At 64.5% G+C, this 13,910-nt stretch carries 15 protein-coding genes; 8 read left to right on the top strand and 7 right to left on the bottom strand.

Annotated features, from left to right (window positions below):
- Positions 1 to 4 precede the first annotated feature (4 nt).
- From sucD to AC1DOP_RS25385, 3 genes are all read left to right on the top strand, one after another.
- On the top strand, positions 5 to 886 hold the full coding sequence (sucD, locus tag AC1DOP_RS25395) for a succinate--CoA ligase subunit alpha (protein WP_052234039.1): 882 nt from the start codon (positions 5 to 7) through the stop codon (positions 884 to 886).
- Positions 887 to 1,184: 298 nt separating this feature from the next.
- The gene (locus AC1DOP_RS25390) at positions 1,185 to 1,661 is read left to right on the top strand and encodes a pilin (protein ID WP_442124275.1); all 477 of its coding nucleotides are present in this window, start codon (positions 1,185 to 1,187) and stop codon (positions 1,659 to 1,661) included.
- 126 nt (positions 1,662 to 1,787) lie between these two features.
- Positions 1,788 to 3,218, top strand: coding sequence for an O-antigen ligase family protein (locus tag AC1DOP_RS25385; protein WP_477254038.1), 1,431 nt, complete (start codon positions 1,788 to 1,790; stop codon positions 3,216 to 3,218).
- Here AC1DOP_RS25385 and AC1DOP_RS25380 read toward each other — a convergent pair.
- The 3 genes from AC1DOP_RS25380 to AC1DOP_RS25370 form a co-directional block, all read right to left on the bottom strand.
- Positions 3,215 to 3,931, bottom strand: a complete 717-nt coding sequence (locus AC1DOP_RS25380) for a flagellar brake protein (protein WP_442124277.1) — start codon at positions 3,929 to 3,931, stop codon at positions 3,215 to 3,217. The two genes, AC1DOP_RS25385 and AC1DOP_RS25380, sit on opposite strands and share 4 nt — an antisense overlap.
- Before the next feature lie 161 nt (positions 3,932 to 4,092).
- Positions 4,093 to 6,174: a S9 family peptidase gene (locus AC1DOP_RS25375; RefSeq protein WP_477254035.1), complete on the bottom strand. Its 2,082-nt coding sequence runs from the start codon at positions 6,172 to 6,174 to the stop codon at positions 4,093 to 4,095.
- A gap of 59 nt (positions 6,175 to 6,233) precedes the next feature.
- Positions 6,234 to 6,512, bottom strand: a complete 279-nt coding sequence (locus AC1DOP_RS25370) for a hypothetical protein (protein WP_442124279.1) — start codon at positions 6,510 to 6,512, stop codon at positions 6,234 to 6,236.
- Between the two features lie 159 nt (positions 6,513 to 6,671).
- On the opposite strand from AC1DOP_RS25370, the gene AC1DOP_RS25365 reads away from it, so the two are divergent.
- Both AC1DOP_RS25365 and AC1DOP_RS25360 read left to right on the top strand, forming a co-directional pair.
- Entirely contained in the window at positions 6,672 to 7,982 is a 1,311-nt protein-coding gene (locus AC1DOP_RS25365) for a cytochrome C (RefSeq protein ID WP_477254033.1), read from the top strand.
- Between the two features lie 41 nt (positions 7,983 to 8,023).
- The gene (locus AC1DOP_RS25360) at positions 8,024 to 8,305 is read left to right on the top strand and encodes a high-potential iron-sulfur protein (protein ID WP_477254031.1); all 282 of its coding nucleotides are present in this window, start codon (positions 8,024 to 8,026) and stop codon (positions 8,303 to 8,305) included.
- Between the two features lie 4 nt (positions 8,306 to 8,309).
- Here AC1DOP_RS25360 and moaC read toward each other — a convergent pair whose 3' ends face one another.
- Positions 8,310 to 8,801, bottom strand: coding sequence for a cyclic pyranopterin monophosphate synthase MoaC (gene moaC, locus AC1DOP_RS25355; protein WP_442124282.1), 492 nt, complete (start codon positions 8,799 to 8,801; stop codon positions 8,310 to 8,312).
- Positions 8,802 to 8,933: 132 nt separating this feature from the next.
- Between moaC and AC1DOP_RS25350 the strand changes: the two genes are divergently transcribed.
- Positions 8,934 to 10,673: a M48 family metalloprotease gene (locus AC1DOP_RS25350; RefSeq protein WP_477254029.1), complete on the top strand. Its 1,740-nt coding sequence runs from the start codon at positions 8,934 to 8,936 to the stop codon at positions 10,671 to 10,673.
- Positions 10,674 to 10,707: 34 nt separating this feature from the next.
- Here the strand turns inward: AC1DOP_RS25350 and AC1DOP_RS25345 are convergent, their stop codons facing one another.
- The 3 genes from AC1DOP_RS25345 to AC1DOP_RS25335 form a co-directional block, all read right to left on the bottom strand.
- Positions 10,708 to 11,310: a DUF2946 family protein gene (locus AC1DOP_RS25345; RefSeq protein ID WP_477254027.1), complete on the bottom strand. Its 603-nt coding sequence runs from the start codon at positions 11,308 to 11,310 to the stop codon at positions 10,708 to 10,710.
- Positions 11,295 to 12,308 (bottom strand): YheT family hydrolase, encoded by a 1,014-nt coding sequence (locus tag AC1DOP_RS25340; protein WP_477254066.1) that lies wholly within the window; start codon positions 12,306 to 12,308, stop codon positions 11,295 to 11,297. Before AC1DOP_RS25340 ends, AC1DOP_RS25345 begins: the two co-directional genes overlap by 16 nt.
- Positions 12,309 to 12,378: 70 nt before the next feature.
- Complete coding sequence (locus AC1DOP_RS25335) at positions 12,379 to 12,573, bottom strand: zinc-finger domain-containing protein (RefSeq protein ID WP_052234051.1); 195 nt, start codon at positions 12,571 to 12,573, stop codon at positions 12,379 to 12,381.
- A gap of 215 nt (positions 12,574 to 12,788) precedes the next feature.
- Between AC1DOP_RS25335 and AC1DOP_RS25330 the strand changes: the two genes are divergently transcribed.
- Both AC1DOP_RS25330 and AC1DOP_RS25325 read left to right on the top strand, forming a co-directional pair.
- The gene (locus AC1DOP_RS25330) at positions 12,789 to 13,532 is read left to right on the top strand and encodes an AzlC family ABC transporter permease (protein ID WP_442124285.1); all 744 of its coding nucleotides are present in this window, start codon (positions 12,789 to 12,791) and stop codon (positions 13,530 to 13,532) included.
- On the top strand, positions 13,525 to 13,869 hold the full coding sequence (locus AC1DOP_RS25325) for an AzlD domain-containing protein (RefSeq protein WP_442124286.1): 345 nt from the start codon (positions 13,525 to 13,527) through the stop codon (positions 13,867 to 13,869). The genes AC1DOP_RS25330 and AC1DOP_RS25325 overlap by 8 nt, the downstream gene beginning before the upstream one ends.
- Positions 13,870 to 13,910: the final 41 nt, after the last annotated feature.

The raw sequence follows: 13,910 nt of genomic DNA, 5'->3' as shown, positions 1-13,910 counted from the left end.
TAACATGTCGATTCTGATTAACAAAGACACCAAAGTCATCACCCAAGGTATCACCGGCAAGACCGGCCAGTTCCACACCCGCATGTGCCGCGACTACGCGAACGGCCGTGAAGCCTTCGTGGCCGGCGTGAACCCGAAGAAAGCCGGTGAGGACTTCGAGGGTATCCCCATCTTCGCAAGCGTCAAGGAAGCCAAGCAGAACACTGGCGCCAACGTTTCCGTGATCTACGTGCCGCCGGCAGGCGCCGCCGCCGCGATCTGGGAAGCCGTCGAAGCCGAACTCGACCTGGCAATCTGCATCACCGAAGGCATCCCGGTCCGCGACATGATGGAAGTCAAAGATCGCATGGCCAAGGCCGGTTCGAAGACCCTGCTGCTGGGCCCGAACTGCCCGGGTCTGATCACCCCGGACGAAATCAAGATCGGCATCATGCCGGGTCACATCCACAAGAAAGGCCGCATCGGCGTCGTCTCGCGTTCGGGCACCCTGACCTATGAAGCGGTCGGTCAGCTGACCGCGCTGGGCCTGGGCCAGTCGTCGGCAGTCGGCATCGGCGGCGACCCGATCAACGGTCTGAAGCACATCGACGTGATGAAGATGTTCAACGACGATCCGGATACCGACGCCGTCATCATGATCGGCGAGATCGGCGGCCCGGACGAGGCGAACGCTGCTTACTGGATCAAGGACAACATGAAGAAGCCGGTCGTCGGCTTCATCGCCGGTGTTACCGCTCCCCCGGGCAAGCGCATGGGCCACGCCGGCGCGCTGATCTCGGGCGGCGCCGACACCGCGCAAGCCAAGCTGGAAATCATGGAAGCCTGCGGTATCAAGGTCACCAAGAACCCGTCGGAAATGGCTCGCCTGCTGAAGGCCATGCTGTAATCCGCCAGTTCTTCAGCCGGAACGGAAACGGGGAGCTTCGGCTCCCCGTTTTTTTTGCAGGCACGCGACAATTTTCGACACCTGGACAAATTTTGCCGCTGGCCATGACAAAAATTGTCATACGGAAAGGGTAATACTGACAAAAATTGGTGCTGGCACGGCGTTTTGATGTATGCATGCTAACGATTTCGCATGGAAACGACCTGGCACGGCAGTTGCATATAGAAAAGGGCAGAAGCAAGCAGCACCCGGATAAGCAGTCACCCTTTAAATGCCGTACCAAAACTGGAGAGATACCATGAAAGCACCGAAAATGATGAAGAAAGCCGAAGGCGGCTTTACCCTGATCGAACTGATGATCGTCGTCGCGATCATCGGTATCCTGGCAGCCGTCGCGATCCCGGCTTACAGCGATTACACCGCCAAGGCCAAGGCTGCTAACGCCCTGTCGGCTGCTGATCCGTTCAAGACTGCCGTTGCGATGTGCGCACAGGAAGCCGGTGCGGTCGACAAGTGCAACACCACCGACAACGCCGCCGCATTCCAGGCATTCACCCCGACCAAGGAAGTCAAGAGCATGACCGTTACCGGTCTGGGCGTCGTCACCGCTACCCTGAACGACATCGGCAAGGGCACCGCCGACACCACTGTCATCTTCACTCCGACCCTGGGTACCAGCGCCGTCACCTGGAAGATCGCTTCGAATAGCACCAACACTGCAGTGAAAGCTGCGTTCGAGAAGAACTCCGTCGAACCGGCCGCTTCGGGTACCTAATCCCGCCTGACATGAAGAAGCCGCCTCCGGGCGGCTTTTTCTTTTCCAGCTCCCGTTCCCACTGCGACACTGTCCAAGGCCAGAACTACCATGTCCCTTTCAGCACGCCCCGCCGTCGGTTTTTCCATGGCCGTAATGAAGCCGAACGGCACCATTCAGGCCCTGCTCGTCATCGCCGCCATGGCCGCCGGTTTCCTGTGGTCGTCGGGACATGACGACCAGCGTTGCGTCGAACTGGGACTGCTGGCGCTGCTGGCCGCCTTCATCGTCACGCGGCGCGATGCCGCGGACACCATCGCCGGGATGAACCCGGTTGCCCGCCTGTGCCTGGGCGCCTTCTTTGCCATCGGCGCCGTCTCGACCCTGAACGCCTGGTCGCCAACGCATGCCATCTACGAATGGTCGATGCTGCTGCTCCTGCTGCTGGCCGCGGCCTCGCTCGCGGCTGGCCTGGGCCGAGCAGGCGGCAGCGGGCTGCTGGCCGTCCTGCAGTGCGCGGGTGCCGCCGGCGCCTTGTATTCCCTGCGTGTGGTGCTGCTGTATGCCGCGTCGCTTTCTGCCGGTCACCAGCTCGACATGCAGGAACTCGGTGTCGGTTTCAGCAATATCCGCTTTTTCAACCATGTGCAGACCGTCCTGCTGCCGCTGGTCGTGCTGATCCATCTGCAGGCGCCCAAGCGAAGCGTGTTGCGCTGGGCATGGTTTGCGCTGGCCGCATTCTGGTGGGCGCTGCTGTTCGTCAGCGAAGCACGGGCCAGCATCCTGGCGCTGAGCGCCGGCTGCGTGATGGCGCTCGTGGTACGCCGCGCCCATGCCCGCAGCTTCCTGAAGGCGATGGCGCTGGCTGCGCTGGCGGGTGGCATCGTCTACGTGCTGGGCTTTATCCTGCTGCCGATGCTGGCGGGATTACGTCCTTTCGATGCAGCCTCGAACGTCCTGCAGCGCACGGCTGCCGATCCGACCTCGCGTCGTAGCCTGTTGTGGCTGTTGTCCTTCGACTTGATTGCCGCTCATCCCATGCTCGGCGTAGGCCCCCAGCATTTCGCGCACTATGGTGCGTCGCTGGGCTGGGGCGCCCATCCGCACAACTTCGTGCTGCAGATCGGCGCCGAATGGGGATTGCCGGCACTGTTGTGCCTGCTGGGAGCGATCGGGCTCGGAATGCGCGGCCTCGTCCGTAGTGGCGCCCGTATCGCCGCATCCGATCAGGACGGGCAGCAGATCCTGGCCGTCCTGCTGGCGACCGGCGCCGCCATCCTGGTGGACGGGTTGTTCTCCGGCGTGGTCGTGATGCCGGGGAGCCAGATGGCAATCGTCCTCTACCTCGGCTGGGCTGCCGGCTGGGTCAGGTCCTTGTCGAACGCTACCGCTCCGGGCAGCGCCGGGACCTTGCGTTGGCTGATTGCCGGCCTGGCCCTTGCGGCAGCGGCAGGCCTGGCCGTTGCGGTCGCGCCAGGCGTCGTCGGCCATGCGCTTCACGAGCCACTGACGCCGGCCGAGCTGGCGGTCAACCCGAAGACGCATTGGCCACGCTTGTGGGTGGCCGGCTACTTCTAGACGATCTTCTGCCGGTCCGCCAGCAGCACCTCATAGGTCAGGTTCTGCAGCATGGTGAAGTGCATCGGATCCAGCTTCAGGAATTCCACGCCGTAGGCGAAGATCTCCGTTGCGTCCGAATCGCGGCGCAGCGCGTTGACGTTGCGCACCGCCGCGCGTGTCCTTACCCGCACTTCCTTCTCATCCATCGGCGAGGTCAGGCCGAATTCCAGTTCGATCTCGCCGCCGTCTTCCGGCAGGCTGCAGTTCGACTCGATGCGTGCGCCGTTGACGCTGACATTGGTGAGCGTGCAGCCGACCGGGGCCGCATCCGGATGCGCAGGCAGCACCTGGGCCGGAATGTCGACCTTGACCCGCATCGCCGTGCGCAGGCTGGTGCCCTGGATCGTGTCGGGGAAGGACAGGTGGACGTAGAGCAGGGGGCGGTCGAAGACGCGCGCGACCGTACAGGCGAAGGAGCACACGTTCACGCCCGAAAACACGCGGATGGTGATCCGCTCGCCTTCCACCAGCCCGACCGGGACGCCGTTCTCCTGCGGGATCTTGACGATCAGGTACTCGTCCATCATCCAGCCGATGAGCGTGGAGAAATATTGCATCGGCTTGATGCGGCGGTAGGTGATGAATTGAAGCCGGACGCCGACCTGGAGGTTCAAGGCCGCGAATCCGAACTCCTGGGGTTTGAGTTCGCGCTCTGTCTGCATACTGCTCATCGTCCGTTTTCCGTGGTTCTGGCTCGCATATCCGACGGCCGCAAGAAACATTCAGTAGCGCCGGTAAGTTGACATGATATCACTTTGTCATTCCTTTCGCATGGCAAACGAAAAAAATGCCCGCGCGAAGGCGGGCATGTGGTGAAAGACCGACTGCGGGCTCAGGGTTTGATGTGTTGGTCCAGCCAGTTGATGACCGTGTGGTGCCACAGCAACGAGTTGGCCGGCTTCAGCACCCAGTGGTTTTCGTCCGGGAATACCAGCAGCTTGCTCTCGATGCCGCGGCGCTGCAGGGCCGTGAAGGTCGACAGGCCCTGGGCGGTCGGGATGCGGAAGTCCTTGTCGCCTTGCACCACCAGCATCGGGGTCTTCCACTTGTTCACGTGCAGGACCGGGTTGAAGCGCTCGTGCTTTTCCGGCACCGAGAAGTAGGGGCCGCCGTTTTCCCAGTCGGTGAACCACTGCTCTTCGGTCGAGTAGGCCATGCCGCGGGTGTCGAACACGCCGTCGTGGTTGACGATGCACTTGAAGCCGTCCGACCAGTTACCTTCGATCCAGTTCATCATGTAGCCGCCGTAGGAGGCGCCCAGCGCGCAGGCTTTCGAGCGGTCCAGCCACGGATATTTCGCCACGGCTGCCGCCAGGCCCTTCTTCAGGTCCTCGAGCGGCTTGCCGCCCCAGTCGCCGCTGATGGCGTCGGTGAACTTCTGGCCGTAGCCGGTCGAACCGTGGAAGTCGATGAACACCGACGCGTAGCCGGCGCCGGCATAGACCTGGGGATTCCAGCGGTAGCTCCAGCCATTGCCGAAGCTGCCCTGCGGGCCGCCGTGCACCAGGAAGGCGATCGGGTATTTCTTGCCCGGCTCATAGTTCCACGGCTTCATGACGTAGCCATGGACGGTGTCGCCGTTCGCGCCCTTGAACGAGAACTGCTCGTACTCGCCCCAGCGCACGTCGCCCAGCTTGTCGGTGTTCAGGTCGGTCAGCTTGACCGGATTGTCGGTGCCCAGTTTCATGGCGTAGAGCTGGGCGCCGGACGCCAGGCTGGCCTGGGTGAAGGCGATGGTGTCGGCGCGCACGTCGAAGCCGCCGATCGAGCCCTTGCTGGTCAGCGGCGTGACCTTGCCGCTGGCGACGTCGATCGAAAACAGCTTGTGCTGGCCGATGTCTTCGGCGTCGGCGATCAGGGCCTTGCCGTCGCGCGCCCACTGGATGCTGCCCGGCGAACGGTCCCAGCTCTCGGCGATGTTGCGCTTCTTGCCGCTGGCCAGGTCGAGCAGGACGATGTGGTAGCGGTCGGCTTCGAAGCCCGGACGCGTCATCGACAGGTAGGCGAGGGTGCGGCCGTCCGGCGAGAACACGCCCTTGGTATCCCAGGCCTTGTTATCCGCGGTCAGGTTTTTCGGCGTGCCGCCTCCGGCCGGCACCGAATACAGGTCGAAGTTGGTCGACCAGGCTTCGGTCTTGCCGGCGATGCGCACCGAGAACACGACGGTCTTGCCGTCCGGGCTGAAATGGAATTCCTCGCGGTCGCCGAAGGGCTTCGAGGGCACGTCGCCGTCCAGCGAGCCGGACAGGCTGCTAGGTGCGCCGTTCACGCGGCCGCCGGCGTCCAGCGGCGCCGAGTAGAGCACGGCGTTGCGGCCGTCGGCCCAGGTATCCCAGTGGCGCACGAACAGGCGGTCGTAGACCATGCCGGTGGCCTTGTCCTTTTCCTTGGCGTCGGCCTTGGCCTTGGTGCAGGCCAGGTCCGGGCAGTCGCGGAACACCGACATGCTGAGCGCGATGCGGTCGCCCGTCGGCGAGACGCGGTAGGCGTCGACGTCGACCGGCATGTCGGTCACCTTGACCGGATCGCCGCCCGCCAGCGAGATGCGCCAGACCTGGGACGAGCCCGAACGGGCGGACAGGAAATAGATCGCATCCCCTAGAGCCGACCATTCCGGATCGGTGCTGCTGGCCGCATCCGAGGTCAGGCGCTGCGGCTTCGCGTTCGCGGCGCGCAGGTCGACCAAGTACAGATCGGTATGGCCCTTGTTCTTCGCCATGTCGGTGCTGCGTACCGTGTAGACGATGCGGCTGCCGTCGGGCGACACCGCCGGCGTGCCGACGCGCTCCATCGTCACCAGGTCCTCGACCGTGAAACCGCGCGGCGCGGCCACGGCGGCGGGCGCCATGGTGACGGCGGTCGTGGCGAAGGTCGCGGCAACGGCGGCTGCCAGCGCAAGCAAACGTACTTTCATCCTGTCCTCGTGCTTCTGTGAAAAGAAGCAATTTAACATGTGGAAAGGATGATGGGGAATTAGTCGTCGGGGAGATCGGGGCCGTGCGAGCCGGACAGATAGTCGCCGTCGCCCGAAAAATTGAGGTCCTCCAGATTCTCGTCGATTGGCCGCTGCCGCTTGGCGAGGTAGACGATGAGGAGGCCGATGATGAGCAGCGTCCCACCGTACAGCAGGGCGGGTTGGCCAAGCACGGACCGGCCCAGGGCCGACAGCACCAGGCCGGCGGCGGCGAGGGCAATGCCGATGGCGTCTTTGACGCTCATGCCGGCCTTGCGGTAAAGAGGGTCTTTGCGCATCCACTCCTCCGGTGTGTGCACATCATACCTGCCAATTCCCCACACAAGTCAAGCATCGACGGGATGAACCCCGCTGCCCGCGGGCGGGATTAACCGACACCTCCTGCGCCTGCACATGACAGGCGCGGGGTTCGAGTCAATCCCAGCGAGGGCATCGTCATGACAACTTCCATCAAGATTCCGTGGCGTGCGGTACTTGCCGGCGCGCTGCTGGCATGCAGCGCGATGCCGGCCCAGGCGGTTCCCAGTTTCGCGCGCCAGACCGGGCTGGACTGCTTTACCTGCCACTTCAGCTGGCCCGAACTCACGCCTACCGGCAGGCAGTTCAAGCTGAACGGCTACACGCTGGGCAAGAAGCTGACCCTGCCGGTGGCCGGCATGCTCCAGGTGGGATATTCGAGCACGAGCAAGGCCGACGCCGGCTTCAGGCAGAACTTTCCAATGGACCGCGACGTCGTGCTGCAGCAGGTGAGCCTCTTCTTTAACGGCAAGCTCAGCGACCATGTCGGCATCTTTTCGCAGGCGACCTACGACGGTGTCGAACACCGTGCCAGCATCGACAACGTCGACCTGCGCTACGCGAACCACCTCAGCCTGGGCAAGGACGACCTGCTCTACGGCTTCACCCTGCACAACAACCCGCAGGTGCAGGACGTCTACAACACGACCAGCACCTGGGGCTTTCCGTACGCTTCGTCGCCGACGGCGAACGTGCCCGCGGCCGCGCCCTTGATCGAAAACCTGGGGCAGCAAGTGGCCGGCGGCGGCGTCTATGCCCTGTGGCGGAACACGCTGTATGCGGAAGTCACGGCCTACCGCACCAGCAACCATCTGTTCTCGCCGCTGAGGCTGGGCATCGACAAGGCCAGCGCGGCAGCCCTGGACGGCTACAACCCCTACTGGCGGCTGGCGCTGCAGCACGAATGGGAGGGCGGCAAGCAGTCGGCGATGATCGGCACCTATGGCCTGGTCGCCAAGGTCTTCCCCGATAACCAGCTGCTGACGGGGCCGACCGATCACTTCCGCGACATCGGCGTCGATGCGCAATACCAGTACATCACGGACCGGCACCGGATCTCGGCGCAGTTCGACTACACGCGCGAATGGCAGACCTGGAATCCCAATGCATCGGCCAGCAACCACAGCGACAGGCTGGACTCGTTCCGGGCCAAGGCGAGCTATTACTACGACAAGAAATACGGCATCAACCTGGGACGCTTCAATATCCACGGCACGGCCGATAACGGCCTCTATAACACGGGCGAAGCGATCACCGGCAGCGGGAACGGCAGTCCCAACAGTTCAGGCACCATCCTGGAATTCAATTACCTGCCGCGCCGGGACATCCGCCTGATGCTCCAGTTTACGCACTACGACAAGTTCAACGGCGCCAGGACGAACTACGACGGCTTCGGCCGCAAGGCTTCCGACAACGACACCGTCTATCTGCTGGGATGGTTCATGTTCTAACCCTTGTTCTGAGCCCCCGCTTTCCTCGAGAGGAGTCGATCATGGATGAGTATCAATTGGCACGCCGCCGCGTGCTGGGGACGATGGCGTCCGCGCTGCCGGTATTGCTGGTGCTGCCGCTGGCCGGCGGGAGTACTGCGGCGCGCGCAGGTACGGCGCGAAAAGAGGACTTTCACTACCAGGACCGGCCGAACGAGGGCAAGCACTGCGCGAACTGCACGGCCTTCGTTCCGCCGGCGGCCGGGCAGGCCCTCGGGACCTGCAATATCGTCGCCGGGCCGGTCAGCCCGGATGGCTGGTGCATGGCGTTTTCGCCGAAGTAGGGGCTTACACCGCCGCGGTCCAGTCGCCGGATTTGCCGCCGTGCTTTTCCAGCACCCGCACATTGGTCATCACCATGCCGCGATCGGCCGCCTTGCACATGTCATAAATCGTCAACAGCCCGACCTGCACGGCGGTCAGCGCCTCCATCTCGACCCCGGTCTTGCCGACGGTTTCGACCTGGGCGCGGCAGTGAACGGCATTCGCAGCAGCGTCGACTTCGAAATCCACCGCCACCCGCGTGATGGCCAGCGGATGGCACAAGGGCACCAGGTCGCTGGTCCGCTTCGCCCCCATGATCGCCGCGATGCGCGCGATCCCCAGCACGTCGCCCTTTTTCGCAGAGCCGGAGCGGATCAGCTCCAGGGTCTCCGGCTTCATGCGGATGGTACCGGCGGCCACGGCGATGCGATGGGTTTCCTGCTTGGCGCCGACGTCGACCATATGGGCCTGGCCGGTGGCGTCGAAGTGGGTCAGTGGCGAATCCTGGGTGGACATATTGTTGTAATCGAATATTAAGAGAACGTTAAGCGGAATATGGTCCAGCGGTGACAATGGGCCGGAAGAAGGTATGATAGCACCGTGAAATCGACCCCGAATCCAGCGATGTTGCAGCTTTCACCATCAGGAATGACCACCTCGCGCCGCCTGCGCTGGCGCTCGCTCGTGAGCGCCATCTGTCTGGGCGCCACCGCCACCCTCGCGCTGGCGGCGCCGACCGTGCCGGCCACGCCCGTGCTGCGCACTCCGGACGCCACCCTGCCGACGCTCGGCGATGCCGCGCGCGCCGACCTGTCTCCCGTCATCGAGCGCAAGCTTGGCGAGGAGATCATGAACGACATCCGGCGCGACCGCGACTACATCGATGACGATGCCATCGTCGAGTACCTGAACAATTTCGGCGAGAACCTGGTCTCCTTCGCGCCCGGCGCGCGCGGCGAGACGAATGCCGATTTCTTCTTCTTCGCCGTGCGCGATCCGATGATCAACGCCTTCGCGCTGCCCGGCGGCTTCATCGGCGTGCATTCGCAGCTCCTGATCGCGGCGCAGAACGAGTCCGAGCTGGCCTCGGTGCTGTCGCACGAGATCGGCCACGTGCAGCAGCGCCACATCGCGCGCATGCTGGGGCAGCAGAAGCAGGATGCGCTGTTGCCGCTGGCGGCGCTGATCCTGGCGGCGCTGGTCGGCAAGGCCGGCGGCGGCGCCGATGCGGCGATGGGCGTGGTGATGGGCGGGCAGGGCCTGGCCATCCAGCGCCAGCTGAATTTCAGCCGCGACGCCGAGCGCGAGGCCGACCGCGTCGGCTTCCAGACCATGCGCGCGGCCGGTTACGACACTTCCGGCATGGTGTCCTTCTTCAAGCGCCTGCAGGGCACGACCCGCCTGTACGGCGAGGCGCCGGCCTGGCTGTCGAGCCACCCGCTGACCGGCGAGCGCATCGCCGACATCCAGAACCGGATCCGCGAAGCGCCCAAGCCCGGCCACATCCGCCCGGATTCCATCGAATTCCACCTGGTGCGCGCCCGCGCCCGCGTGCTGCAGGATCCGAGCGCCAAGGGCTACGACGACAGCAAGGGGGCGTTCGAAACCCAGCTCAGGCAGGACAACACCCAGCAGCAGACCGCCGCCATGTACGGCCTGTCCTTCCTCGCGCTCAAGCAGGGCGACCTGAAGCTGGCGCAGAGCTGGCTCGACAAGGCGAAGGCTTCGATGAAGCCGCGGCCGGGCGTGCTGTCCGCCGAGCGCACCAGTTCGGACGGCGCGGCCATGTTCGCCAGCCTCGGCACCGAGATCAAGCTGGCTCCGGGCCAGCCGCCGGAAGTGCTGGCGCAGGCGGCGCAGGAAGCCGAGCAGGCGCACCAGAAGTTCCCGCTGTCGCGCATGCTGGCGCGCCAGTACGCCGACGCGATGATCGCTTCCGGCAAGCTGGACCAGGCGGCTACTTTCCTCCGCGACCAGGTCCAGCAGTACCGCGAGGAGCCCAAGCTCTACGACCAGCTGGCCAAGACCTATGCGGCCCAGGGCAAGATCGCGCTGCAGCACATGGCGCTGGCAGAATCCTATGTACTGACCGGCGCGGTGCCGGCCGCGGTCGACCAGCTGAACATGGCGCGCAAGGCCCAGGACGTGTCCTTCTACGACCAGGCCGTGATCGACGCCCGCGAGCGCGAGCTGCAGCAGCGCCAGAAGGACGAGAAGAAGGAAAAGAAAGACCGCGACAACCTGGCGGAAGGCAAGCCGACATTCAAGATCGAGAGCAGCTCGGGCAGCGCGCCCGGCTTCGGCAACGATACCCGCTCCGGTTTCGGCGATGATATCGGCTCGATGAGTACGCTCGAACGCAAGATGCAGCAGCGCCGCAGCCAATGAAACAATCTTTCATTTTACTGTCAAAAATGAAATATTATTTCTGAACGATCAAGAGGTCCGGTCGCTGCACGAAACTGAAACGCTGCGCCGCCTCTTCCAGCGTCACACGTTCCACCGCGATCTCGCGGCCCTGCCAGCGCAGGGCCAGCCGGCCCGGGCCGCCTTCGAGCCAGGCCATCAATCCTTCGTCCGCCACCGGCTTGCCGTCCAGTTCCATCGCCTGCAGCAGCTGGGCCACGTCGCGGTCGTCGAGCTGGGCCAGCTGTTCGCCGGCGCGCAAGGCGATGCTGCCGGTCTCGAACATGAACACCTGTTCCGGCGCCGCCATCGCCTGGCCGGTATGCAGGACCAGGCCCTGGGCCGGATCGGTGCGGGCGATGAAGGGCGTGGCTTCCAGGTTTACATAGACCCGCTGCGGGCCGTTCTGGAAATACCAGCAGCCGCGCTCGTCATGCAGGTAGTTGCGGTTGATGAAGCCGACCAGGGCGGCATTGGTCAGCTTGTCGCCCGGCGCTTCGGCGCGCTGGGCGGTTTCGTCGCGCATGCGCCAGACGCCGCGCGCGTCGAGTGCCAGCCAGCCATAGCAGTGCGGCACGTTCGGCCACTTGGCCATTGCCTGTTTTACGATGTCGTCCATGAGGTCAAGCTTGGCATAGTCGTGCTGGCGCCGGCGCGCGCGTGCGCCTGTCCCCGCACTTCGTCGAAGAAGTGCAGGATGCGGCGCGGCAGCCAGGCCTTGCGGCCGGGGAAAGGACCGGCCGGGAAGCCGACGTGGCCGCCGGTCTCCGGATATTCCAGCGTGACGGCGCGCGATGCCGTTTCCGGCAGGTGCTTGCCCGGCAAAAAAGGATCGTTGCGCGCGTTCAGCACCAGGGTCGGCACGGTGATGTCGTGCAGCACGTGCTTGGCGCTGGCGCGGTGCCAGTAGTCGTCGGTGTCGCGGTAGCCGTGCAGCGGCGCGGTGACGACGTTGTCGAAGCTGTACAGGTCGCGTGAGGCGAGCAGGGCGGCGCGGTCGAACAGGCCGGGAAAGCGCTCCAGCTTGGCCAGCGCCTTGGGCTTCAGGGTTTCCAGGAACATGCGCGTGTACAGGCGGTTGAAACCGCTCGACAGCGCCGCGCCGCCGGCCGCCAGGTCGAGCGGGGCCGACACGGACACGGCCGCATCGACGATGTCGGCGCCATGCTGCTGCTCACCCAGCCAGCGCAGCAGGGCATTGCCGCCCAACGAGACGCCGGCCACGTAGAAGGGACCGTCGAAGCGCGGACGCAGGCGGCGGATGATCCAGTCGAGCTCTTCGGCGTCGCCGGAGTGATAGAAGCGCGGCGCCAGGTTGGCTTCGCCGGAGCAGCCGCGGAAATGCGGGATCGCGCCTTGCCAGCCGCGCGCCTGGACAGCCGCCATCAGGGCGCGCGCGTAATGACTGTTCGACGAGCCTTCCAGGCCGTGGAACAGCATTACGAACGGCGCCCCCGGCTGTCCGTCGACGAAATCGACGTCGATGAAATCCTGGCCGCAGGGCGTATCCCAGCGTTCACGCCGGAAGGCGACGTCGGGCTTCGCGATGCGGACGGCCGGGTAGATCGTCTGCAGGTCGCCGCCGGGGAGCCAGAACGGCGCCCGATAGCCGGGCATGCCCTCGAACAGGGGGCTGCACTCGGCGCAGTAGCGGCTCACGGCCAGGACGGGGCTAAAGTAGTGTCGATCAGTGGTGCGACAGTACGGTGCCCGGCTTCAGCTGGTACTGGGTGCCGCAGTAGGGGCACTTGGCGTGGCCGTGATGATCGAAATCCAGGAAGACGCGCGGGTGGGACGACCACAACGGCATCGCCGGGTTCGGGCAGTAGGCCGGCAGGTCCTTGGCTTCCAGTTCCACCACAGGAATGGTCTTCTCGTTCATGTTTTGACTTCTCCGTCATTGCGAAATATTCGAAGCCATGATTTTAACGGATTCGCACTGATTGCCGGAATGGTCCGGTAGAATAGCGGGCCGATTACTGTCGAGTAGTTTTCCTTCCAGGAAATTCTCTCGCACTATCACCGATCCCGTTCCATGCTCGAACGCCACCCGTCCGCCGCGCTGCTGGTTTCCCTTGAATGTTGCAGGAACGCGACATGAACCAGTTGCAGCCGGACTCGCAGGTGCTGGACCCGCAGGCGGAGGCGCGCGGCTGGCGCGAAGGTTTCCAGACCGGTTTTCCTACCCTGTTCGGCATCGGCGCCTGGGGCATGGTGGTCGGTGTCGCGATGGTCAAGAGCGGCCTCACCGTGGCCCAGGCCAGCGGCATGACCCTGGTCGCGTTCGCAGGTTCCGCCCAGTTGGCCTCGCTGCCGCTGATCGCCGCCGGCGCCCCGGTCTGGGTGATCTTCCTGACGGCCCTGGTCGTCAACCTGCGCTTCGTGATCTTTTCCGCCCTGCTGGGGCCGCATTTTGCCCACCTGCCGCTGTGGCAGCGTTTCTATCTCGGCTATATCTCCGGCGACGTCTCGATCGCCCTGTTCCTGCAGCGCTATCCGACCTCGAAGCCCGAGCCCGGCAAACTGGCCTTCCTGAAGGGGCTGATGTATCCGAACTGGGTCGCCTGGCAGATCGGCTCCCTGATCGGCATCTTCCTCGGCAGCGCCGTGCCGACCGAATGGCAGCTCGGCTTTGCCGGCACCCTGGCCATCCTGTGCATCATGGTGCCGCTGATCATCAACAGCGCGGCCCTGTGCGGCGTGCTGGTGGCCGGCGTCACGGCGGTGCTGGCGCACGGGCTGCCGTACAAGCTGGGCCTGCTGGCGGCGGTGCTGGCCGGCATGGTCACCGCGATGGTCTTCGAGGAGACCGTGCAGAAACGCCGGGTGCGCCATGGCTGACTGGGAGATCTGGATCATCATCCTGGTGCTGGGCGTGGCCACGGCCTGCACCCGCAGCGCCTTCTGGCTGGTCGGCCACAAGGTGACGATCCCGCCGCGGGTCCAGGAGATGCTGCGCTATGCGCCGGCCTGCGCCCTGGCCGCCATCGTCTTCCCGGACATGGTGCTGGGCCCGCAGGGCGAGCTGCAACTGGCGCTGGCCAATCCGAAGCTGCTGGCCGGCGTGGCCGCCCTCGCGTTTTACCTGTGGCGGCGGGCCATGCTGCAGACCATCGTGTTCGGTATGCTGGTACTGACACTGTTGCGTGTGTTTCATGTTTTCGGCAACAACGCCTAAGGTAGAATAACGTTTTTTCCACTAATCTCTACCGGATCCAC

Source organism: Massilia sp. 01N410, from assembly GCF_056399665.1.
This window is presented reverse-complemented; position numbering and strand designations above follow the sequence as displayed.